We start from the raw sequence: 23,326 nt of genomic DNA, 5'->3' as shown, positions 1-23,326 counted from the left end.
CACCTGACAGGCCGGTGTGTATGCCGTTGTGCCGTGTCAGTGGAGGCGCATTATAGGGAGATAATTCTGGCTGACAACCCCTAATTTAAAAAAAGTTTTCAACCGTGTCTTTTTTCAACAAAACGCGGCAAAAAGAGGCATGAATAACTGATTTTGCTGTTTTTGCCACCACTGACAGATATCGAATGGCATACTAGCGAGTGATACAAAGAAAAAAGGAAGTGAGAAATGCCTTTAAACGCACAGCAGCTTGCCGCGCAGAAAAACATCTCCTGGGTGTTAGCAGAGAAACTGGCGCAACAGATCCTGAAAGGTGAATATGCTCCGGGCTCGATTTTACCGGGTGAGATGGAACTGGGTGAGAAGTTTGGCGTCAGCCGCACCGCAGTCAGGGAAGCGGTAAAGACATTAACCGCAAAAGGGATGGTCTTGCCTCGCCCGCGTATTGGCACCCGGGTAATGCCCCGCGACAACTGGAACTTCCTTGATAAAGAATTATTGTTCTGGTGGATGCACGAGGATAACTTCAAGGAAATCATTCAGCACTTCCTTATTATGCGCAGCAGCCTTGAACCTCAGGCTTGCCTGCTCGCAGCAACACTCGCCAGCGCAGAACAAAAAGCGTATCTCAATACCCTAATGGAAGAGATGGTTAGCCTGAAAAAGGACTTTAACCGCGAACGCTGGATTGAAGTGGATACGGCCTGGCACGAACACATTTACGCGATGAGTGATAACCCCTTCCTTATTTCTTTCTCTTCACTCTTTCACTCGATTTACCACACCTACTTTACCTCTATAACTCAAAACGAAGTGATCAAACTCGACCTTCACCAGGCGATAGTGGACGCCATTCAGGAAAGCGACGGCGAAAGCGCATTCCGGGCGAGCCAGTTATTACTGAATACGCCTAATTAACGGGAATTGGTATGACAGAGAAGAAAGCGCGCAGTATGGCCGGCCTGCCATGGATCGCAGCAATGGCTTTTTTTATGCAGGCACTGGATGCCACCATTCTTAACACCGCCCTACCCGCAATAGCACAGAGCCTTGGCCGCTCCCCGCTGGCGATGCAATCCACCATCATTAGTTACACGCTGACCGTGGCCATGCTGATCCCGATGAGCGGTTGGCTGGCAGACCGTTTTGGCACTCGTCGGGTATTTATGCTGGCGGTAAGCCTGTTTACCCTCGGCTCACTGGCGTGCGCGCTCTCCAACTCACTGTCAATGCTGGTTGTGTTTCGTGTCATTCAGGGGATTGGCGGTGCGATGATGATGCCGGTGGCCCGTCTGGCATTACTACGCGCGTATCCGCGCAGTGAACTGCTGCCGGTCCTGAACTTTGTCACCATGCCCGGGCTTGTCGGGCCGATTCTTGGCCCGGTATTGGGCGGCGTGCTGGTCACCTGGGCAAGCTGGCACTGGATCTTCTTGATTAATATTCCGATTGGTATAGCTGGCCTGTTTTATGCGCGGAAATATATGCCGAACTTCACCACGCCACGGCGAAGTTTCGATATGGGGGGCTTTTTCCTTTTTGGTTTGAGCCTTGTACTGTTTTCCAGCGGCATGGAGTTATTTGGAGAGAAGCTGGTCGCCAGCTGGATTGCTTTCGCGATTATCCTCAGCGGTCTCGGTTTGCTTTGGGCTTACGTTCGCCATGCGCGTCGCCACCCTGCTCCACTGATATCACTCAATCTGTTTAACACCCGCACCTTTTCCGTCGGCATCGCCGGGAACATTGCTTCCCGCCTGGGGACGGGTTGCGTACCGTTTTTGATGCCGCTGATGTTGCAGGTCGGTTTTGGGTATCCCGCGCTGATTGCTGGTTGCATGATGGCGCCAACCGCGCTGGGCTCTATTCTGGCAAAATCCACGGTCACACAGATATTGCGCTGGTTCGGTTATCGCAAGACGCTGGTTGGTATTACGCTGTTTATTGGTTTGATGATTGCCCAGTTCGCGCTGCAAACGCCGGCGATGGCAGTATGGATGCTGGTGCTGCCGCTGTTCATCCTGGGGATGGCAATGTCCACCCAGTTTACCTCGATGAATACCATTACTCTGGCGGACTTAACCGATGAAAATGCCAGCAGCGGCAACAGCGTCCTGGCAGTCACGCAACAGTTATCGATAAGTCTGGGGGTCGCGGTCAGCGCTGCGGTGCTGCGTTTCTATGAAGGGTTCGATAGCATTAATACCGTGGAGCAGTTCCACTACACCTTTATTACCATGGGCGCTATCACGCTGCTCTCCGCGCTGGTCTTTATGCTGCTGAAAGCGAAAGATGGCCGCAACCTGATCAAAGAGCGCCACAAAAAATCAGGCTGAACCACGCTCTATCAGAATCGGCGTGAGCTGCAACCGCTGTTGCTGCAAACCCGGTTCAGCAATACGGTGGATAAGCACGTCAATTGCCAGCTCACCCAGTTCATCTTTTGGTTGATGGATAGTGGTGAGCGGTGGAGTCATATAGCGCGCCAGTTCAATATCGTCGTAACCGACAATCGCCATATCTTGCGGGATCTTCAACCCGGCCTGATACAAAGCCTGGTATGCGCCAACAGCCATCGCATCGTTGCCGATAAAAACCGCCTGCGGGCGTTCGTTCATCGCCAGTAATGCCTGCATGGCATCAAAACCGCCGCCGAATTCAAAGTCGCTCTCGATTTCATCGCCTTCACGGATGGTTAACCCGGCGCGCGTCATCGCTTCGCGATACCCCTCCAGACGCAAACGCGCAGGCGTTTTATCCAGTGGCCCGGTGATACAGGCTATACGCGTGAATCCTTTATTGATCAGGTACTGCGTTGCCATATCGCCACCCAGCAAAGAGTTATCCTGAATCAGATCGCTATCACCGTTAAACGGCGCCCAGTCCATCATCACGGTCGGTATGGAAGGATAGCGCTGCATGATCTCTTGCGAAGGTTGATGGGTCTCGGTGCACAGCAGCAGCAACCCGTCGACGCGCTTCTGCATCAGCGTTTCCAGATTACTGTTCATCCGCTGTTCATCGCCTTCGGTATTGCACAACACCAGGCTGTAACCGCGCTCAAAACAGCTACGCTCCACGCCGCGCACCAGCTCGGAATAAAAGGGGTTAGTACTGGCGGTTATCAGCATGCCGATGGTGCGGGTCTGATTGATTTTCAGGCTCCGCGCCAGCGCAGAAGGGGCATAGTTCAGCGTTTTGATCGCTGCTTCCACCTTCTCCCGAACAGCATCACTGACAAAGCGATCTTTGTTAATAACGTGGGATACCGTTGAGGTGGAAACGCCCGCCACGCGGGCAACATCCTTCATGGTGGCCAAGTTTCACCCCTGCTGAGAGAGAAAATCATCAATCTCTTTGCGCCACGGAACAGAAGGTTGCGCGCCTTTACGCGTGACAGCAATCGCCGCTGCCGCATGAGCAAAACGGATCGCTTCATCCAGCGTTTTATCTTCCAGCAATGCCGTCAACAGCGCGCCGTTAAAGGTATCGCCAGCGGCAATGGTATCAATGGCTTTCACTTTAAAGCCGGGGACGCGTTTACCTTCGCCATTAACACTTGCCCATACGCCACGGCTGCCAAGGGTAATAATTACCGTCTTGATCCCTTTGGCATGCAACGCCTGCGCGGCACGCGCGGCGTCTTCATCACTGTCAACGCGAATACCAGTCAGTTTTTCCGCTTCGGTTTCATTTGGTGTGATGATGTCCACCAGCGCCAGCAGTTCATCGGAAAGTTCCCGCGCCGGAGCCGGGTTAAGCGCAACGGTTGTGTGGTTCTGCTGCGCGATGCGCGCGGCAGCCAGTACGCTTTCTACCGGCGACTCCAGTTGCATCAGCAATGCCGATGCGTTCGCAATCAGCGCGTGCTGCGCTTCTACGCGTTCAATCGAGAGCGCCGCATTCGCTCCCGCATGAATACCGATGACATTCTCACCTTCGCCATTAACAAAAATCAGCGCCACACCGGTGGATTCCCCCGCAACAACGCTTACTGGCGCGACATCAATATGATCGCTTTCCAGCTGCTTACGAACACGAACGCCCGTGTCGTCATCGCCCGTGCAGGCAATAAAAGCGATATCAGCGCCGCTACGCCCGGCGGCAACCGCCTGGTTTGCGCCTTTACCACCGAAAGCCACCTGATACTGGCTGCCAGTGACGGTTTCGCCCGGCGTCGGGAAAGATTCAAGGTTAAGAATGTGATCGGCATTGATACTACCAAGGACGACGAGTTTGCCTGCGGTTTTCATGATGAGCTTGTCCATAAAGTGCGCCACCGTTCCCGGTGGCGCGTGCCATGCTTTTCTTTATTTTTACGTTGTCCCCAGGCGGCAGGTTCAAGCCTACCGACTGAACTGCTTATTACTGCTTGATGACCAGTTTCAGGTCAACCGGGTTTTTCGCGTAGACTTTTTCGCCTTTCAGCACTTTGTCTGCGGTATCAACACCTTTCGCGCCAATTTGCTCCGGCAACTGAGCAATCGTTGCTGCCAGTTTACCGTCATTTACAGCTTTAATACCGTCTGGCGTACCGTCAAAACCCACCACCATCACGTCGGTTTTACCGGCAGTTTGCAGTGCACGCAGCGCGCCCAGCGCCATTTCATCGTTCTGGGCAAAGACTGCCTGAACATCCGGGTGAGCCGTCAGCAGGTTCTGCATAACGTTCAGGCCTTTAGTACGATCAAAGTCTGCCGGCTGGCTGGCCAGCACGTTAAATTTATGAGCAGCAACGGCCTGCTGGAAACCTTCGCCACGTTCACGTGCAGCGGAAGTCCCGGCAATACCCGCCAGTTCGATAACTTTCGCACCTTCACCCGCTTTTTTAGCGATGTAGTCGCCAGCAATTTTGCCGCCGAGCACGTTGTCAGACGCAATGTGGCTTACCACTTCACCGCTGCTTGCTACGCGGTCGAGGGTAATTACCGGGATTTTTGCCTGGTTAGCCATTTTGATCGCGTTACCAACAGCATCGGAGTCTGTCGGGTTAATCAGCAGCAGTTTGGTACCGCGAACGGTCAGATCCTGCACGTTGGCCAGCTCTTTGGCCGGGTTGTTCTGCGAATCCAGGACAACCAGGTCATACCCCAGTTTATCCGCCTCTTTCTGTGCTCCATCCTTCAGGGAGACGAAGAACGGGTTGTTCAGCGTGGAAATCACCAGAGCAATAGAGTCTTTCGCCATCGCGTTTGCGCTAATGGTGGCGCTCAGTGCAACAGCAGAAACCAGAGTGGCCAGTTTTTTCATGTTCATATTCACGAGTCCTGTTGTGTAGGTAATTACTGCTTTTTGTTGTCTACCAGCACCGCGAGCAGAATCACCACTGCTTTAACGATCATCTGGTAATAGGAGGAAACGCTCAACAAATTCAATCCATTATTGAGGAAGCCCAGAATCAATGCGCCGATCAACGTCCCAACAATGCGACCTTTACCGCCAGCCAGACTGGTTCCGCCCAATACCACCGCAGCAATAGCATCCAGTTCATAACCGGCCCCAGCAGTAGGCTGTGCAGAAGAGAGACGCGCCACTTCAATAATGCCCGCCAGTGAAGCCAGCAGGCCGCACAGCGAGTAGACGATAATTTTCACTTTATCGACGGAGATGCCGGACAAGCGCGTCGCCGCTTCGTTACCGCCCAAAGCATAGATATAGCGACCCAGGCGAGTTTGATGCAATAAATACCAGGCGGCGATAAAGACCACAGCCATCAGCCACACTGGCGTCGGGATCCCGAGCGGACGGCCAATACCAAACCAGCCAAAAATATCTGCGTTAGCGGTAAATCCGGTATTGATTGGGCTGCCATTGGTATAAACCAGCGTTACGCCGCGCAGCAGCAACATCATTACCAACGTAGCGATAAACGCCTGCACGCGGCCTTTCGCGACAATCGCCCCGGTAACGGCGCCGATAGCCGCCCCCAGCGCCAGCGCGCCAGCAACGGCCACCAGCGCATTCACTTCCACGCCAATCATCGATGCCGCAACCGCGCCGGTGAGCGCCAGCAGGGAACCGACGGACAGATCAATTCCCGAGGTCAGGATAACCAGCGTCATCCCCACCGCCATAATGGCGTTTACCGAGGTTTGTTGCAGGATATTCAGCAGGTTATTGACGGTAAAAAAGTTCGGACTCATGGTCGAAACAATCGCAATCAACACCAGCAAAGCAATTAACGATTTTTGTTCCATTAGCCATGCTTTGCTGAAATAACGGCGACCAGAAACAGCCTGGGTAGTCATCTTTTTTACTCCTGATTCACACGATTAAGCTTGCCCACAGCGGCAGCCATCAACACTTCCTGAGTGGCCTGCTCGCGCGTGAATTCACCGCCGAGATGCCCTTCATGCATCACCATAATGCGATCGCTCATTCCCAGCACTTCCGGCATTTCAGAGGAGACCAGGATGATGCTCAGCCCGTCTGCCTTGAACTGGTTAATAAGCTGATAAATCTCTTTTTTCGCCCCAACATCGACGCCACGCGTCGGTTCGTCGAGGATCAGCACTTTTGGCCGCGTCATCAGACCACGGGCAATCGCCACTTTTTGCTGATTACCGCCGGAGAGCAAACCAATCGCCTGTTCCATCGATGGCGTTTTCACATTGAACAGACGGATAAAATCATTCACCGCCTGCTGTTCATCTTTATGCTTCAGCGAACCGCCCGCACGGCTGAAGTAACGCAGTGCCGTCAGCGACATATTCTCTTTCACCGACATGCCGAGCACTAAGCCGTCGCGCTTACGGTCTTCTGAAATATAGACGATGCCGTTCGCCAGCCCGTCCTGCGGAGAGCGGGTGATCACTTCATGGCCGTCGAGTGTCACATAACCGCTGGTGCGCGGCAGTGCGCCATACAGCACTTTCATCAGTTCGGTGCGGCCAGCGCCCATCAACCCGGCGACGCCAAGGATCTCGCCTTTGCGCAGGGTGAAACTGACGTTTTCCACGCCGGGACCACACAGATTATTGACAGTAAGGCGCACTTCGCCCGGCGCTTGATCCAGACGCGGGTATTGGTCTTCCAGCTTGCGGCCAACCATCATTTCGATCAGCGTATCTTCGGTGAGCGTCGCCACTTCACGCTCGGCGATAAACTGCCCGTCACGGAAAACCGTCACATCATCGCAAATCTCGAAGATCTCTTTCAGACGATGGGAGATATAGACAATGCCGCGCCCCTGCGATTTCAACTCGCGGATCACGCGGAACAGCGATTCAGTTTCGGTGTCCGTCAGGGCATCGGTGGGTTCATCCATAATGATGACCTGTGATTCGTAGCTCATCACTTTGGCGATTTCGACCATTTGCTGATCGCCAATGGAGAGTTCGCCTACAAGCCGATCGCTCTTAAAGCGCAGATTCAGTTTGGCCAGCAGCTTGTCGGCTTCAGCAAACATCTTTTTCCAGTCGATTTTACCGAAACGATTGACGAACTCACGTCCGAGAAAAATGTTCTCAGCAATGGTGAGCTGCGGGATCAGGTTCAATTCCTGGTGGATGATGCCGATACCGGCTTCCTGCGATGATTTTGGGCCGTTAAAGGTGGTCTCTTTTCCCAGCCACAGCAGCGAACCAGCGTCACGGGTATAGATGCCCGTAAGCACTTTCATCATCGTGGATTTACCGGCACCATTTTCGCCCACCAGCGCCATCACACGGCCAGGATAGACGTTCAGCGCCGCGCCGGAAAGCGCTTTAACGCCGGGGAATGCTTTATCGATCCCCTTGAGTTGCAGTAACGCGTCCATGATGGCCTCAGAAAGTGACGCCAGCACAGAGAATGATATTCGCAAACGGGGAACACTCCCCGCTGCGAATCACCGCATGACTGTCCGCGGTGTGTTTTTTAAACTGCTCGTGCGTAACGTACCGCACTTCTATGGTGTTTCCCTGGTGTTGTTGCAGTTGCTCAAGAGACTTAAGCAACGTTTCGTGGAGCTGCGGATTATGTTCTTTGATTTCCAGCGCCAGGATAGCGGATTCAACTTGCATTTCGGTTGTCACCACATCCAGCACCTGCATAAAGGACGGTACGCCCTGCGTTAGCGCCATATCGATTCGTTGCGTATTACGCGGCACCGGCAACCCGGCATCACATACCACCAGCGTATCGGTATGACCAAGACGAGAGATAACTGACGAAATGTCAGTGTTCAATACACGACCTTTTTTCATTTTTTATGCTCCACTAGCGAAACGTTTCGCTGAACGCAGTGTAGTACAAAGAATAATCTTATAACTATGTCTCAGTTACAGAAGTGTGATCGATATCGAAACGTTTCGCGTCTGAATGTGATGAAAAAAACAGCTTGATTATCTTAAATGAAATTAACAGGCATAAATAACAAAAACCCCTCATAAGGAGGGGTTTGATAAACGCTAAATTTCGACCTGTGTTCCCAGCTCGATAACCCGGTTTGGCGGGATTTCAAACTGGTCCGGCGCGCGCAGCGCGTTGCGCTGTAATACCAGGTAGAGCTTACCGCGCAGCCGCAAATACCATGGTCGTTTACCGAGAATCAACGACTCATGCGACATAAAGAAGGAGGTTTCCATCATCCGGCAATTGAGCCCCTCCAGACCACAGCGGTGGAACACCTCTTCAACGTTCGGCGTTTCGCGCCAGCCGTAACTTGCCACCACGCGCCAGAAAGTTGGCGACAACTGTTCAATTTGCACCCGACGCACATTGTGGACGTAAGGTGCATCTTCAGTACGCAGCGTCAGCAGAATCACGCGTTCATGCAACACCTTGTTGTGCTTCAGGTTATGCATCATGGCAAACGGAATGACATTCAGCGCGCGGGACATGTACACCGCCGTACCCGGTACACGAACCGGCGGCGATTTCTCCAGCGACGCAATCATCGCCTCCAGAGAGTTGCCGTGTTCGTGCATACGGCGCAGCAGGCGGAACCGTTCGCTTTTCCAGGTAGTCATCACCAGGAACATCACCATGCCGAGCGTTAACGGCAACCAGCCGCCGGAGACGATTTTATCGAGGTTCGCCGAGAACAGCGGCACATCAATACTCAGGAATAAAATCAGAATCAGCCCCACCAGCACTTTATTCCAGTGCCAGTTTTTGCGTGCCACGGTCGTGGAAAGAATTGAGGTCAGCACCATCGTCCCGGTAACGGCAATACCGTAAGCCGCCGCCAGATTGCTGGAGTGCTCAAAGCTGACAATCACCAGTACCACCGCAAAATAGAGCAGCCAGTTAATGAAAGGGATATAGATCTGCCCGGATTCCATCTCCGAGGTATGAATAATACGCATCGGCGCCAGATAACCCAGACGCACGGCCTGGCGAGTCAGGGAGAAGACGCCTGAAATAACCGCCTGCGACGCAATGACCGTCGCCAGCGTGGCGATAATCAGCATCGGGATCAGCGCCCACTCCGGTGCCAGCAGGAAGAAGGGGTTCTTAATCGCTTCCGGCGTTTTCAGCAATAATGCGCCCTGGCCAAAGTAATTCAGCGCCAGCGACGGCAGCACCACAATAAACCACGCCACGCGGATCGGCAGCTTACCGAAGTGTCCCATATCCGCATACAGCGCCTCGACACCGGTGATCGACAGCACCACGGCGCCAAGCGCAACAAAAGAGACCGTCTTGTACTCAAGGAAGAAATTCACCGCCCAAAGCGGATTCAGCGCCTGCAACACTTCAGGGTTTTCGATAATACCGCGCGCGCCGAGCACGGCCAGAATCAAAAACCACGCCAGCATGATCGGTGCAAACAGTTTCCCCACCAATCCGGTACCGTGCTTCTGAATCATAAACAGCAGGGTTAAAACGATAATCGACAGCGGCACAATCCAGCTATCGAGCGAAGGCGCGACAATCTCCAGCCCCTCTATCGCCGACATCACCGAGATCGCGGGAGTAATAACCACCTCACCATAGAAGAAGCTACCGCCAATCAATCCCATGATCACCAGCATCGAAGTCATTCTGGCCGAAGTGTTGCGACCGGCCAGCGACATCAGCGTCAGAATACCGCCTTCACCGGCGTTATCCGCGCGCATGACGAATGTCAGATACTTAATGGAGACCACAAAAACCAGTAGCCAGAAGATCAGTGACAAAAAGCCGAAGACGGCATCGCGCTCAACACCGAAACCAAACTGACCAGACAAACATTCACGAAGTGTATAAAGTGGGCTGGTGCCGATATCACCGTAGACAACCCCAATTGCCGCGAGAGTGACAGCGGGTAACGATTGTTTATTATCAGTGCTCATAGACTAATCTTTTGTTTGAATGACAAATGTGTGCTTAGTCCCTTGGCCCACAAAAAGCGCACAGTATGCACGATTATTTGCAAAATCGTACCCCTAAATGCGGCCACATTAATCTGGCGCAATGAAAATAAAGCCGTTCTTCAGTCTATTACAAGCCCTTTCGGAAACGTCTATACTCGCTTTTGCAAGCCGGATAACACGGCGAAAGGACGCAAATCTATTATGGCTCACTCACATTTATTAGCAGAAAGAATTTCCCGCTTAAGCAGCGCGCTGGAAAAAGGACTCTTTGAGCGTAGCCACGCTATCCGGTTGTGCCTGCTGGCTGCGTTGAGCGGCGAGAGCGTATTTCTTCTTGGCCCGCCAGGCATTGCGAAAAGCCTGATCGCACGTCGCCTGAAATTCGCCTTTAAACATGCCCGCGCCTTTGAATACCTGATGACGCGCTTCTCCACGCCGGAAGAGGTTTTTGGTCCGCTCTCCATTCAGGCGTTAAAAGATGAAGGGCGCTATGAGCGCTTAACTGACGGTTATCTTCCGGAAGCAGAAATCGTGTTTCTGGATGAGATCTGGAAAGCCGGCCCGGCGATCCTCAACACCCTGCTCACCGCCATTAACGAACGTCGCTTCCGTAACGGCGCGAGCGAAGAGAAGATCCCGATGCGTTTGCTGGTGGCCGCCTCGAACGAACTGCCGGAAGCCGACAGCAGCCTCGAAGCGCTGTATGATCGCATGTTAATCCGCCTGTGGCTCGATAAAGTGCAGGAGAAGGGGAATTTCCGCTCCATGCTGGTCAGCCAGCAGGACGAAAACGAAAACCCGGTACCCGCCGAACTGCAAATCACCGACGAGGAATATCAGCGTTGGCAACAGGATATTGGGCTGGTCAAACTGCCCGATCCGGTATTTGAGCTGATCTATACGCTACGCCAGCAGCTCGATGCCTTACCGAATGCGCCGTATGTTTCCGATCGCCGCTGGAAAAAAGCTATCCGCTTATTACAGTCCAGCGCCTTTTTCAGCGGGCGCGATGCGGTTGCCCCCATTGATTTGATCCTGCTGAAAGATTGTCTGTGGCACGATGCCGAAAGCCTGCGTTTGTTGCAGCAGCAACTGGATATTTTGATGACCGGGCACGCATGGCAGCAACAATCGATGCTGACACAGCTCACCAGTATCAATCAGCGTCATATGCAGCTTCAGCAGCAACAAAGCGACAAAACCGCGCTGAAAGTCAGCCGCCAGGGCGGTATGTTCAGCCGCCGTCCGCACTATGATTTACCCGAAGGTCTGAACGAACCGCTGTTAACGCTACTGTTACAGCAGCCGCTAAAATTGCACGATTTACAGGTAATTCACGTCACTATTGAGCGCAATGCGCTGGAGCAGTGGCTGGCGAAAGGCGGTGAAATCCGCGGCAAGCTTAACGGTATCGGTTTTGCGCAACCTTTAAATCTTGAAGTTGATACCTCGCTTCATCTGGTGATCCGCGATGTCAGTTTGCAGGGATCGCGTCTTGCGCAGCCTGGCGCCACTACCGAAAACGTCCCGGAAGAGATAGCCCAACAACTGGAAGCGCTGGATAACACCTGGCACCAGCAGCACACCCGTTTTAGCGAGCAGCAAAAATGCCTGTTCGTCTCTGGCGACTGGTTGGGTCGCATTGAAGCCAGTCTGCAGGACGTCCGCGCACAGATCCAACAGGCGCGTCAATGCTAACGCTGGAAACACTGAATGTGATGCTTACCATCAGCGAAGAGACGCTGGTAGAAGAGCTTATCGTTCTGCTGCTGGCTTCTCCGCAACTGGCGCTGTTTTTTGAAAAATTCCCGCGCTTAAAACATGCGATCACGGAAGATATTCCCCGCTGGCGCGAAGCGCTAAAAAAGCATCTGAAAGAGACCGCTGTGCCGCCGGAACTGGCGGAAGAAGTGCTGAGTTACCAGCAAAGCCAGCTACTCTCAACATCGCAATTTATCGTCCAGTTACCGCAGATCCTGGCATTACTGGAAAAGTTGCATTCGCCTTTTGCCGCCCAGGCACGGCAAATGGTAACGGATAACCCGCAGTTCACACCCGCTTTGCATACCCTCTTTTTGCAGCGCTGGCGTCTGAGCCTTGTCGTGCAAACCACCACCTTTAATCAGCAATTGCTGGAAGAGGAACGCGAGCAGTTGTTGAGTGAGGTGCAGGAGCGCATGACGCTGAGCGGGCAGCTGGAGCCGGTACTGGTCGAAAATGAGAACGCCGCCGGACGCTTGTGGGATATGAGCGCCGGTCAGCTTAAACGCGGCGACTACCAGTTGATCATCAAATATGGCGATTTTCTGAAAGAGCAGCCGGAGCTTCAGCAACTGGCGGAGCAGCTTGGCCGCTCGCGGGAGGCGAAATCAGTGCCGCGTAAAGATGCACCGATGGAAACGTTCCGCATGCTGGTGCGTGAACCGGCAACCGTACCGGAACAGGTCGATGGTTTGCATCAGAGCGATGATATTTTGCGCCTGTTGCCGCCGGAGCTGGCAACGCTCGGCATTACAGAACTGGAATATGAGTTTTACCGGCGGCTGGTGGAAAAGCAGCTGCTCACCTACCGTCTGCACGGCGATGCCTGGCGGGAAAAAGTTACCGAACGCCCGGTGATCCATCAGGATTTTGATGAGCAACCGCGCGGGCCGTTTATCGTCTGCGTTGATACTTCCGGTTCAATGGGCGGGTTTAATGAGCAGTGCGCGAAAGCATTCTGCCTGGCGCTGATGCGCGTGGCGCTGGCGGACAAACGGCGCTGCTTTATTATGCTGTTTTCCAGCGAAGTTGTGCGTTATGAACTGACCAGCGCGCAGGGGCTTGAGCAGGCGATCCGCTTTCTGAGCCAGCGCTTTCGTGGCGGAACCGATCTGGCAAGCTGTTTTCGGGCGATCATTGAACGGATGCAGGGCGGCGAATGGTTTGATGCCGACGCCGTGGTGATCTCGGATTTTATCGCCCAGCGCCTGCCGGACGATATCATTAGCAAAGTGAAAGAGTTGCAGAACGTTCACCAGCACCGCTTCCACGCGGTGGCTATGTCGGTACATGGTAAGCCCGGCATCATGCGTATTTTCGATCACATCTGGCGTTTTGATACCGGGATGCGCAGCCGTCTGCTGCGACGCTGGCGGCGTTAGAGCAGGCCGGAAACCTGCCCGCGAACCATTGCGGGCCACACACCGCACTGTACCTGGCCGATATGCGACAGTTGCAGCAGCAGCATCGTCAGACGCGACTGACCAATACCGCCGCCGATGGTTTGCGGCATCTCACCGCGCAGAAGCGCCTGGTGCCACTCCAGTTGCAACCGATCTTCGTCACCGGTGATCCGCAACTGACGTTTCAATGCCTCCGCATCTACGCGGATCCCCATCGAAGAGAGTTCCAGCGCATCTTCCAGCACCGGGTTCCACACCAGAATATCGCCGTTCAGGCCGCTAAAACCGGCCTCAGCAGGCGTGCTCCAGTCATCATAATCCGGAGCGCGCACATCGTGGCGCTTGCCATCGCTGAGTTTGCCGCCAATCCCCATCAGGAACACAGCGCCCAGTTCTTTCGCAATCGCTTTTTCCCGCCCTTTAGCATCCAGTTCCGGGAAGCGGCTGAGCAGCGTTTCGCTGTGCACAAAATGGATCTGTTCCGGCAGAAACGGTACAAGCCCAAAGGTTTCGCTGACGGCGGCTTCAGTCGCTTTGATCCCGGCCCAGATCGCTTCAACAGTGGATTTCAGCGTTGTAACATGGCGCTCGCCATCGCCCAGCACCCGCTCCCAGTCCCACTGATCAACATAAACGGAGTGAATAGCCGAAAGGCGGTCTTCATCCGGACGCAGGGCTTTCATGTGGGTGTACAAGCCTTCCCCGGCGCTGAAATCATGCTGGCCCAGCGTCTGTCGTTTCCATTTCGCCAGCGAATGCACCACCTCAAAACGGGCATCCGGCAGCGTTTTCACATTAACCTGCACCGCTTTTTCACATCCTGACAGGTTATCCTGCGTGCCATCACCGACGCGGCTGAGGATCGGCGCCTGAACTTCAATCAGACCCAATTTCTCTTCCAGTTGGCGGGAGAAAAAAGATTTCACGAAGGCGATTTGGCGTTGTCTGGCGATGTAAGAGGTTTTCATTATGTTACTCCTGTCTTCTGTTGCTGATAATTAAGCAACAAAATGCCGCCTCAACTCAATAATCCATAATTAAAAAGGCCAGTACGGTTTTAAATCGATAAAATAAGCGGGTAAAATAGAAAGAATCTCTATCCTTCATAAGAAAACCCTATGGAAAATTATCAGATCGATAATCTGGACCGCGGCATCCTCGACGCTTTAATGGCCAATGCGCGCACCGCTTATGCCGAACTGGCCAAACAATTTGGCGTCAGCCCCGGTACCATTCATGTGCGTGTAGAAAAGATGAAGCAAGCCGGGATCATCACCGGCGCGCGTATCGATGTCAGCCCGAAGCAACTGGGTTACGATGTCTGCTGCTTTATTGGCATCATTTTGAAGAGCGCAAAAGATTACCCTTCAGCGCTGGCGAAACTGGAAAGTCTGGAAGAAGTGACCGAAGCCTATTACACCACCGGCCACTACAGCATCTTTATAAAAGTAATGTGTCGATCCATCGATGCCCTGCAGCAGGTACTTATCAACAAGATCCAAACAATTGATGAAATTCAGTCCACGGAAACATTGATCTCCCTGCAAAACCCTATCATGCGTACGATCCGCCCTTAACAGGGCGTTTTTCTCCTTCCTTAATACCCATATTGTCCACAGGTAGATCCCAGGCCTTTCACAGCGTACAATACGCCTCACTTTGTCGCCGGATGGCGAATAAACGGAGCGGGGTTTTCATGGCGGATATTACTCTTATTAGCGGCAGCACCCTCGGCGGTGCGGAATATGTGGCGGAACATCTGGCTGAAAAGCTGGAAGATGCCGGTTATAGCACCGAGACGCTGCACGGCCCGCTATTAGAGGATCTTTCTCCGCAGGGCATCTGGCTGGTTATCAGTTCCACCCATGGTGCCGGCGATCTGCCTGAGAACCTGCAGCCGTTTTTAGACGATCTACAGGAACAGAAGCCGGATCTCGCGCAGGTGCGCTTTGGCGCGATCGGCATCGGCAGTCGCGAATATGACACCTTCTGCCAGGCAATCGAGAAGATTGAGGACGCGTTGAAGGCAAATGGCGCGAAACAGATCGGTGAAACGCTGAAGATCAACATCCTTGAACACGATATTCCGGAGGATCCAGCAGAAGAATGGCTGGGATCCTGGAAAAATTTACTCAAGAACGATTAAAGATTGCGCGATCAGTTGTGGATAACTGTGCTTAAAAGGCCTTATTAACCGGTAGTTATCCCATGAACAACTCTTGTTTAGTTTTCAGCCTGTGTATAAACAGGCATTCTGATCCCAGCTTATACTGTTCAGGATCACCGATCATTCACAGCTAATGATCCTCTCTAATAAATTGATCTTACAGCGATGATCCGGGTTATCCACAAGGCATCGCGATCCTAATAAGAGATCACAATAGAACAGATCTCTCTATATAAAAGATCTTCTTTTTAATACCCGGGATCCGGATCTTTCTCACTGGGCTAAAGTTGAGTAGAATCCACGGCCCGGGCTTCAATCCAATTTTTAACCGCTTAGGCGAGGCATACCACCATGTTTTATCCGGATCCTTTTGACGTCATTATCATTGGCGGGGGTCATGCAGGTACTGAGGCCGCGATGGCTGCAGCACGTATGGGTCAACAGACTCTGCTTTTGACACACAATATCGACACGCTGGGACAGATGAGCTGCAACCCGGCGATCGGCGGTATTGGGAAAGGACACCTGGTAAAAGAAGTGGATGCGCTCGGCGGGCTGATGGCGAAAGCGATCGATCAGGCGGGCATTCAGTTTAGGATACTAAACGCAAGCAAAGGCCCGGCGGTGCGCGCCACTCGTGCGCAGGCAGACCGTGTGCTTTACCGTCAGGCGGTACGCACCGCTCTGGAAAACCAGCCGAACCTGATGATCTTCCAGCAGGCGGTTGAAGATCTGATCGTGGAAAACGATCGCGTTGTTGGCGCAGTTACCCAGATGGGGCTGAAATTCCGCGCTAAAGCTGTGGTACTGACGGTCGGGACATTCCTTGACGGTAAAATCCACATCGGCCTTGATAACTACAGCGGTGGCCGCGCTGGCGATCCGCCGTCTATTCCGCTCTCGCGTCGCCTGCGTGAACTGCCGTTGCGTGTCAGCCGCCTGAAAACCGGTACGCCGCCGCGTATTGACGCCCGTACCATCGACTTCAGCGTTCTGGCGCAGCAGCACGGGGATAACCCGATGCCGGTATTCTCGTTTATGGGTAACGCCGCGCAGCATCCGCGTCAGGTACCGTGCTATGTCACGCACACCAATGAAAAAACCCATGACGTGATCCGTAATAACCTCGATCGTAGCCCGATGTACGCTGGCGTGATCGAAGGGATCGGCCCGCGTTACTGCCCGTCGATCGAAGACAAAGTGATGCGCTTTGCCGATCGCAACCAGCATCAGATCTTCCTGGAACCGGAAGGGCTGACCTCCAACGAAATTTATCCGAACGGTATCTCCACCAGCTTGCCGTTCGATGTGCAGATGCAAATCGTCCGTTCCATGCAGGGGATGGAAAACGCGAAGATCGTGCGCCCTGGCTATGCCATTGAGTACGATTTCTTTGACCCGCGTGATTTGAAGCCGACGCTGGAAAGCAAATACATCCATGGCCTGTTCTTTGCCGGCCAGATTAACGGTACCACTGGTTACGAAGAAGCTGCTGCGCAAGGGCTGCTGGCCGGTCTGAACGCCGGGCGCTTCTCTGCTGAAAAAGAGGGCTGGGCGCCGCGTCGCGACCAGGCTTACCTCGGTGTGCTGGTGGACGATCTCTGCACGCTCGGCACCAAAGAACCGTACCGCATGTTCACCTCCCGCGCGGAATATCGTCTGATGCTGCGTGAAGATAACGCCGACCTGCGTCTGACCGAAGCTGGTCGAGAGCTGGGTCTGGTGGACGATGAACGCTGGGCGCGCTTTAACGAGAAGCTGGAAACGATTGAACGTGAACGCCAGCGTCTGAAATCGCAGTGGGTTTCACCATCATCGGAACATGCTCCGGCGGTGAATGCGCACCTGACTGCGCCATTATCGCGTGAAGCCAGCGGTGAAGATCTGCTGCGTCGCCCGGAAATGACTTATGAACAACTGGTACAGTTGACACCGTTCGCGCCGGGTCTTGATGACCAGCAGGCGGCTGAACAGGTTGAAATCCAGGTGAAATACGAAGGTTACATTGCACGCCAGCAGGATGAGATCGAAAAACAACAGCGCAATGAAAACACTTTGTTGCCGGCATCGCTGGATTACCGTCAGGTGAATGGCCTGTCCAACGAAGTGATCGCCAAACTTAACGATCACAAACCTTCCTCGATCGGTCAGGCATCCCGTATCTCAGGCATCACGCCAGCGGCTATTTCCATTTTGCTGGTATGGCTGAAAAAACAAGGTATGCTGCGCCGCAGCGCTTAATAGTATTGCCCGGCAGTGCTTGCCGGGCCGATTGAACTTTTAGGACGGGCCGCATCGCGCTGCCTGCCGCTTAGTATCTCAACAGGTATTCACTGTGCTCAATAAACTCTCTCGTCTGCTGGATGAAGCAGGCATTTCGTTGTCGGTTGAACAGCAGAAACAGCTGGTGGCCTATGTCGAACTGCTGCACAAATGGAACAAGGCCTATAACCTGACCTCTGTGCGCGATCCGAACGAGATGCTCATCCGCCATATTCTCGACAGCATTGTCGTTGCGCCGTACCTGCAAGGGACACGTTTTATCGATGTTGGTACTGGGCCGGGCTTGCCGGGGATCCCGCTTTCAATCGTCCGTCCTGAATCCCATTTCACACTGCTCGACAGCCTGGGGAAACGCGTTCGTTTCTTACGCCAGGTGCAGCATGAGCTGAAATTGAGCAATGTTGAGCCGGTTCAGAGCCGCGTTGAAGATTTCCCGGCCGAACCGCCATTTGACGGTGTGATTAGCCGCGCCTTTGCCTCGCTGAATGATATGGTGAACTGGTGTCACCATTTGCCGGGTGAAGAGGGGCGTTTCTACGCGCTTAAAGGTCTGGTGCCGGAAGATGAGATCGCGCTGTTACCTGCGGAGTTAGCCGTTGAAGCTATTGTTAAACTGAATGTTCCGCACCTGGAAGGCGAACGTCATCTGGTGATCGTTAAGCCAAATAAAGTTTAATTTTTATCAAAAAATGTATCTTTCGTGCTGTTGCTTAGATGTTAAAAAACGAAGGAAAAAAGGGCGATACGTTCAGTTACATTTCACCGTCTTGTTACCAGGATTTTTCTGACATTTAACGTCCAGAATTTGATTCATGGAAATAATAGTCAACAGCGAAAATATCAGCCCGCTAAAAGTCGGCAGGTAGAATGAAATACGGATGTAAAATAATTATTATAAATGTCAATGGAAGGTTTTCGATGTATAGGCAGGTGTTTTAAAAAGAGTTGTGATAAATCGTCTTGAATATCATAAAGTTGAAAAGTGGTAATTTCTTTGCGTGATTAACCCTGCAGACGCATAAATGTTTAATTTGTGACCGAGTGCACGCTTTGTTGTTGGGTTTTTGGTGTTATTCGCACTTTTGCCCGACAGTTCACAGTTTCCTCAAAAGTTTAAAAATAGCGCTCGGGAAAAATATTTAAACATTTATTCACCTTTTTGCTACTTATTGTTTGAAATCACGGGGCCGCACCGTATAATTTGACCGCTTTTTGATGCTTGACTCCGGACCATAAAGAACGTTTTATACGACACGCGGCATACCTCAAAGGGAGCAGGAGTTAAGAAACGTCATGTCTGTGTCGCTTTATAGTCGAAACGTTGCTCGCAAGCTTCTGCTTATTCAGTTTCTGGCGGTAATGGCAAGTGGATTGCTGTTTAGCCTCAAAGACCCCTTCTGGGGCATTTCCGCCGTGTGCGGAGGTATGGCAGTCTTACTGCCGAATATGTTTTTTATGATTTTTGCCTGGCGTCATCAGGCGCATACACCTGCTAAAGGCCGCGTGGCCTGGACCTTCGCCTTCGGTGAAGCGCTCAAGGTGTTGGTAACATTCTTGTTACTGGTGGTGGCGCTGGGGGTTTTTAAGGTGGCTTTTTTGCCGCTGATAGTCACGTGGGTTTCGGTGCTGGTTGTTCAGATACTGGCACCCGCTGTAATTAACAACAAAGGGTAAGAGGCATCATGTCTGCAGGAGAAATCTCTACACCACAGGAGTACATAGGTCACCATCTGAATAACCTTCAGATTGATCTTCGTACCTTCTCGATGGTGGATCCGCATAACCCCCCGGCCACCTTCTGGACGCTGAATATCGACTCCATGTTTTTTTCGGTGGTACTGGGTCTGTTGTTCCTGGTGATGTTCCGTAGCGTAGCGAAAAAAGCCACCAGCGGTGTCCCAGGGAAATTCCAGACGGCGATTGAGCTGGTGATTGGTTTTGTTCATGGTAGCGTTAAAGACATGTACCACGGCAAAAGCAAGCTTATCGCGCCACTGGCCCTGACGATTTTCGTTTGGGTATTCCTGATGAACCTGATGGATTTGCTGCCTATCGACCTGCTCCCGTACATCGCTGAACATGTACTGGGTCTGCCTGCGCTGCGCGTGGTGCCGTCTGCTGACGTCAACATCACCCTGTCTATGGCGTTGGGCGTATTTATCCTGATTCTGTTCTACAGCATCAAAATGAAGGGTATTGGCGGTTTCGCTAAAGAGCTGACTCTCCAGCCGTTCAACCATCCGGTATTTATTCCGGTAAACCTTATCCTTGAGGGCGTGAGCCTGCTGTCCAAACCGGTTTCTCTCGGTCTGCGACTGTTCGGCAACATGTACGCGGGTGAGTTGATTTTCATTCTGATCGCAGGTCTTCTGCCGTGGTGGTCACAGTGGATTCTGAATGTGCCATGGGCCATTTTCCACATCCTGATTATTACGCTGCAAGCCTTTATCTTCATGGTTCTGACGATTGTCTATCTGTCGATGGCATCTGAAGAGCATTGATTTTTAACAACACTACTACGTTTTAACTGAAACAAACTGGAGACTGTCATGGAAAACCTGAATATGGATCTGCTGTACTTGGCTGCCGCTGTGATGATGGGTCTGGCGGCAATCGGTGCTGCGATCGGTATCGGCATCCTCGGGGGTAAATTCCTGGAAGGCGCAGCGCGTCAACCGGATCTGATTCCTCTGCTGCGTACTCAGTTCTTTATCGTAATGGGTCTGGTGGATGCTATCCCGATGATCGCTGTAGGTCTGGGTCTGTACGTGATGTTTGCTGTCGCGTAGTAAGGGTTGCTTTACAAGCAATTGTTTAGAACGTTAACCAGATAAGAGGCATTGTGCTGTGAATCTAAACGCAACAATCCTCGGCCAGGCCATCGCGTTTGTCCTGTTCGTTCTGTTCTGCATGAAGTATGTATGGCCGCCGTTAATGGCTGCCATCGAAAAACGTCAGAAAGAAATTGCTGACGGTCTTGCTTCCGCAGAACGAGCTAAAAAGGATTTGGATCTTGCACAGGCCAATGCGACCGACCAGCTGAAAAAAGCGAAAGCTGAAGCTCAGGTTATCATTGAACAGGCGAACAAACGCCGTGCTCAGATCCTGGATGAAGCGAAAGCAGAAGCCGAGCAGGAACGTAACAAAATCGTCGCGCAAGCGCAGGCTGAAATCGATGCCGAGCGTAAACGTGCGCGCGAAGAGCTGCGTAAACAGGTGGCTCTGCTGGCAGTAGCCGGCGCCGAGAAGATCATCGAACGTTCCGTGGATGAAGCTGCTAACAGCGACATCGTGAATAAACTGGTCGCTGAACTGTAAGGAGGAGGGGCTGATGTCTGAATTTGTAACGGTAGCTCGCCCCTACGCCAAAGCAGCTTTTGACTTTGCCGTCGAAAACCAGAGCGTTGACCGCTGGCAGGATATGCTGGCGTTCGCTGCCGAGGTGACGAAAAATGAACACATGGCCGAGCTTCTCTCTGGTGCTTTAGCGCCGGAAACGCTCGCTAAGTCGTTTATCGCAGTCTGTGGGGAGCAACTTGACGACAAAGGTCAGAACCTGATTCGGGTGATGGCTGAAAACGGTCGTATCAAGGTGCTTCCTGATGTTCTTGAGCAGTTTATTCAATTGCGTGCAGCCAGCGAGGCTATTGCAGAAGTCGATGTGACTTCTGCAACTGCACTGAGTGAAGAACAGCTTTCGAAAATCAGCGCCGCGATGGAAAAACGTCTGTCACGCAAAGTGAAGCTGAATTGCAATATCGATAAGTCTGTAATGGCAGGCGTAATCATCCGTGCGGGTGATATGGTCATTGATGGCAGCGTTCGCGGCCGTCTTGAGCGCCTTGCAGACGTCTTGCAGTCTTAAGGGGACTGGAGCATGCAACTGAATTCCACCGAAATCAGCGAACTGATCAAGCAGCGCATTGCTCAGTTCAGTGTTGTGAGTGAAGCTCACAACGAAGGTACTATTGTTTCTGTAAGCGACGGTGTTATCCGTATCCACGGCCTGGCCGATTGTATGCAGGGTGAAATGATCTCCCTGCCGGGTAACCGTTACGCTATCGCACTGAACCTGGAGCGCGACTCCGTGGGTGCAGTTGTGATGGGTCCGTATGCTGACCTCGCCGAAGGCATGAAGGTTAAGTGTACTGGCCGTATTCTCGAAGTTCCGGTTGGCCGTGGCCTGCTGGGTCGCGTGGTGAACACCCTGGGTGCGCCAATCGACGGTAAAGGTCCGGTTGATAATGACGGCTTCGCTGCCGTAGAAGCTATCGCACCGGGCGTTATCGATCGTCAATCCGTTGATCAGCCGGTACAGACCGGTTATAAATCCGTTGACGCCATGATCCCAATCGGTCGTGGTCAGCGTGAATTGATCATCGGCGACCGTCAGACCGGTAAAACTGCGCTGGCAATCGATGCCATCATCAACCAGCGTGATTCCGGCATTAAATGTATCTACGTTGCTATCGGCCAGAAAGCATCCACCATCTCTAACGTGGTGCGTAAGCTGGAAGAGCACGGCGCGCTGTCTAACACCATCGTTGTTGTGGCAACCGCGTCTGAATCCGCAGCACTGCAATACCTGGCTCCGTATGCCGGTTGCGCAATGGGCGAATATTTCCGCGATCGCGGCGAAGATGCGCTGATCATTTATGATGACCTGTCTAAACAGGCAGTCGCATACCGTCAGATCTCCCTGCTGCTCCGTCGTCCGCCTGGACGTGAAGCATTCCCGGGCGACGTATTCTACCTCCACTCCCGTCTGCTGGAACGTGCTGCGCGTGTTAACGTGGAATACGTTGAAAGCTTCACTAAAGGTGAAGTGAAAGGTAAAACCGGTTCTCTGACCGCGTTGCCGATTATCGAAACGCAAGCTGGTGACGTTTCCGCGTTCGTTCCGACTAACGTAATTTCTATTACCGATGGTCAGATCTTCCTGGAATCCAACCTGTTTAACGCCGGTATTCGTCCTGCGGTAAACCCGGGTATTTCCGTATCCCGTGTAGGTGGTGCAGCGCAGACCAAGATCATGAAAAAACTGTCCGGTGGTATTCGTACCGCTCTGGCACAGTATCGTGAGCTGGCAGCGTTCTCTCAGTTTGCTTCCGACCTTGACGATGCAACTCGTAAACAGCTCGACCACGGTCAGAAAGTGACCGAGTTGCTGAAACAGAAACAGTATGCGCCGATGTCTGTCGCGCAGCAGGCTCTGGTTCTGTTCGCGGCTGAACGCGGTTACCTGGCGGATGTTGAACTGGCGAAAATCGGTAGCTTTGAAGCCGCTCTGCTGGCTTACGTTGACCGTGACCACGCTCCGCTGATGCAAGAGATCAACCAGACCGGTGGCTATAACGACGAGATCGAAGGCAAGCTGAAAGGCATCCTCGACTCCTTTAAAGCAACCCAGTCCTGGTAACGTCTGGCGGCTTGCC

At 52.7% G+C, this 23,326-nt stretch carries 22 protein-coding genes; 14 read left to right on the top strand and 8 right to left on the bottom strand.

The window, feature by feature from the left end; translation table 11 throughout:
• Positions 1 to 228: 228 nt before the first annotated feature.
• The gene (locus DK872_RS14495) at positions 229 to 918 is read left to right on the top strand and encodes a FadR/GntR family transcriptional regulator (protein ID WP_007369350.1); all 690 of its coding nucleotides are present in this window, start codon (positions 229 to 231) and stop codon (positions 916 to 918) included.
• 11 nt (positions 919 to 929) lie between these two features.
• Positions 930 to 2,333: a multidrug transporter subunit MdtD gene (gene mdtD, locus DK872_RS14490; protein ID WP_007369351.1), complete on the top strand. Its 1,404-nt coding sequence runs from the start codon at positions 930 to 932 to the stop codon at positions 2,331 to 2,333.
• On the opposite strand, the gene rbsR is transcribed toward mdtD, so the two are convergent.
• The 7 genes from rbsR to kup form a co-directional block, all read right to left on the bottom strand.
• Entirely contained in the window at positions 2,325 to 3,317 is a 993-nt protein-coding gene (gene rbsR, locus DK872_RS14485; RefSeq protein ID WP_007369352.1) for a ribose operon transcriptional repressor RbsR, read from the bottom strand. The two genes, mdtD and rbsR, sit on opposite strands and share 9 nt — an antisense overlap.
• A 3-nt stretch (positions 3,318 to 3,320) precedes the next feature.
• Entirely contained in the window at positions 3,321 to 4,250 is a 930-nt protein-coding gene (gene rbsK, locus DK872_RS14480) for a ribokinase (RefSeq protein WP_007369353.1), read from the bottom strand.
• Between the two features lie 112 nt (positions 4,251 to 4,362).
• Positions 4,363 to 5,253 (bottom strand): ribose ABC transporter substrate-binding protein RbsB, encoded by an 891-nt coding sequence (gene rbsB, locus DK872_RS14475; protein WP_007369354.1) that lies wholly within the window; start codon positions 5,251 to 5,253, stop codon positions 4,363 to 4,365.
• Positions 5,254 to 5,279: 26 nt separating this feature from the next.
• The gene (rbsC, locus tag DK872_RS14470; protein WP_007369355.1) at positions 5,280 to 6,245 is read right to left on the bottom strand and encodes a ribose ABC transporter permease; all 966 of its coding nucleotides are present in this window, start codon (positions 6,243 to 6,245) and stop codon (positions 5,280 to 5,282) included.
• A 5-nt stretch (positions 6,246 to 6,250) separates the two neighbouring features.
• Positions 6,251 to 7,756 (bottom strand): ribose ABC transporter ATP-binding protein RbsA, encoded by a 1,506-nt coding sequence (rbsA, locus tag DK872_RS14465; protein WP_007369356.1) that lies wholly within the window; start codon positions 7,754 to 7,756, stop codon positions 6,251 to 6,253.
• A gap of 7 nt (positions 7,757 to 7,763) precedes the next feature.
• Positions 7,764 to 8,183, bottom strand: a complete 420-nt coding sequence (rbsD, locus tag DK872_RS14460) for a D-ribose pyranase (protein ID WP_007369357.1) — start codon at positions 8,181 to 8,183, stop codon at positions 7,764 to 7,766.
• A 204-nt stretch (positions 8,184 to 8,387) separates the two neighbouring features.
• Complete coding sequence (kup, locus tag DK872_RS14455) at positions 8,388 to 10,256, bottom strand: low affinity potassium transporter Kup (RefSeq protein ID WP_007369358.1); 1,869 nt, start codon at positions 10,254 to 10,256, stop codon at positions 8,388 to 8,390.
• A gap of 222 nt (positions 10,257 to 10,478) precedes the next feature.
• On the opposite strand from kup, the gene ravA reads away from it, so the two are divergent.
• Together ravA and viaA are read left to right on the top strand one after the other, a co-directional pair.
• Positions 10,479 to 11,975: an ATPase RavA gene (gene ravA / locus DK872_RS14450; protein WP_161518471.1), complete on the top strand. Its 1,497-nt coding sequence runs from the start codon at positions 10,479 to 10,481 to the stop codon at positions 11,973 to 11,975.
• Positions 11,969 to 13,420 (top strand): ATPase RavA stimulator ViaA, encoded by a 1,452-nt coding sequence (gene viaA, locus DK872_RS14445; protein ID WP_007369360.1) that lies wholly within the window; start codon positions 11,969 to 11,971, stop codon positions 13,418 to 13,420. Before ravA ends, viaA begins: the two co-directional genes overlap by 7 nt.
• On the opposite strand, the gene asnA is transcribed toward viaA, so the two are convergent.
• The gene (asnA, locus tag DK872_RS14440) at positions 13,417 to 14,409 is read right to left on the bottom strand and encodes an aspartate--ammonia ligase (protein ID WP_072440502.1); all 993 of its coding nucleotides are present in this window, start codon (positions 14,407 to 14,409) and stop codon (positions 13,417 to 13,419) included. The genes viaA and asnA overlap by 4 nt on opposite strands.
• A gap of 150 nt (positions 14,410 to 14,559) precedes the next feature.
• Between asnA and asnC the strand changes: the two genes are divergently transcribed.
• The 10 genes from asnC (at position 14,560) to atpA (ending at position 23,310) form a co-directional block, all read left to right on the top strand.
• Entirely contained in the window at positions 14,560 to 15,018 is a 459-nt protein-coding gene (gene asnC, locus DK872_RS14435) for a transcriptional regulator AsnC (RefSeq protein ID WP_007369362.1), read from the top strand.
• A gap of 119 nt (positions 15,019 to 15,137) precedes the next feature.
• On the top strand, positions 15,138 to 15,587 hold the full coding sequence (mioC, locus tag DK872_RS14430; RefSeq protein ID WP_007369363.1) for an FMN-binding protein MioC: 450 nt from the start codon (positions 15,138 to 15,140) through the stop codon (positions 15,585 to 15,587).
• A gap of 372 nt (positions 15,588 to 15,959) precedes the next feature.
• A complete protein-coding gene (gene mnmG / locus DK872_RS14425) occupies positions 15,960 to 17,849 on the top strand; it encodes a tRNA uridine-5-carboxymethylaminomethyl(34) synthesis enzyme MnmG (RefSeq protein ID WP_007369364.1) in 1,890 nt (629 codons plus the stop codon).
• Between the two features lie 94 nt (positions 17,850 to 17,943).
• Positions 17,944 to 18,567: a 16S rRNA (guanine(527)-N(7))-methyltransferase RsmG gene (gene rsmG / locus DK872_RS14420; RefSeq protein ID WP_144134644.1), complete on the top strand. Its 624-nt coding sequence runs from the start codon at positions 17,944 to 17,946 to the stop codon at positions 18,565 to 18,567.
• Positions 18,568 to 19,184: 617 nt separating this feature from the next.
• Positions 19,185 to 19,565 (top strand): F0F1 ATP synthase subunit I, encoded by a 381-nt coding sequence (gene atpI, locus DK872_RS14415; RefSeq protein ID WP_035941962.1) that lies wholly within the window; start codon positions 19,185 to 19,187, stop codon positions 19,563 to 19,565.
• Between the two features lie 8 nt (positions 19,566 to 19,573).
• Positions 19,574 to 20,392, top strand: coding sequence for a F0F1 ATP synthase subunit A (gene atpB, locus DK872_RS14410; RefSeq protein ID WP_007369367.1), 819 nt, complete (start codon positions 19,574 to 19,576; stop codon positions 20,390 to 20,392).
• A 48-nt stretch (positions 20,393 to 20,440) separates the two neighbouring features.
• On the top strand, positions 20,441 to 20,680 hold the full coding sequence (gene atpE, locus DK872_RS14405; protein ID WP_007369368.1) for a F0F1 ATP synthase subunit C: 240 nt from the start codon (positions 20,441 to 20,443) through the stop codon (positions 20,678 to 20,680).
• Positions 20,681 to 20,738: 58 nt separating this feature from the next.
• Positions 20,739 to 21,209: a F0F1 ATP synthase subunit B gene (gene atpF / locus DK872_RS14400; RefSeq protein WP_007369369.1), complete on the top strand. Its 471-nt coding sequence runs from the start codon at positions 20,739 to 20,741 to the stop codon at positions 21,207 to 21,209.
• 13 nt (positions 21,210 to 21,222) lie between these two features.
• On the top strand, positions 21,223 to 21,756 hold the full coding sequence (atpH, locus tag DK872_RS14395; protein WP_007369370.1) for a F0F1 ATP synthase subunit delta: 534 nt from the start codon (positions 21,223 to 21,225) through the stop codon (positions 21,754 to 21,756).
• Between the two features lie 12 nt (positions 21,757 to 21,768).
• The gene (gene atpA / locus DK872_RS14390; protein ID WP_007369371.1) at positions 21,769 to 23,310 is read left to right on the top strand and encodes a F0F1 ATP synthase subunit alpha; all 1,542 of its coding nucleotides are present in this window, start codon (positions 21,769 to 21,771) and stop codon (positions 23,308 to 23,310) included.
• Positions 23,311 to 23,326: the final 16 nt, after the last annotated feature.

The sequence above is a fragment of the Kosakonia sp. MH5 genome (genome assembly GCF_009935945.1).
GTDB lineage: Bacteria > Pseudomonadota > Gammaproteobacteria > Enterobacterales > Enterobacteriaceae > Kosakonia > Kosakonia radicincitans.
Note: the sequence above shows the minus strand (reverse complement) of the source record. Positions and strands in the feature narration are given on the sequence as shown.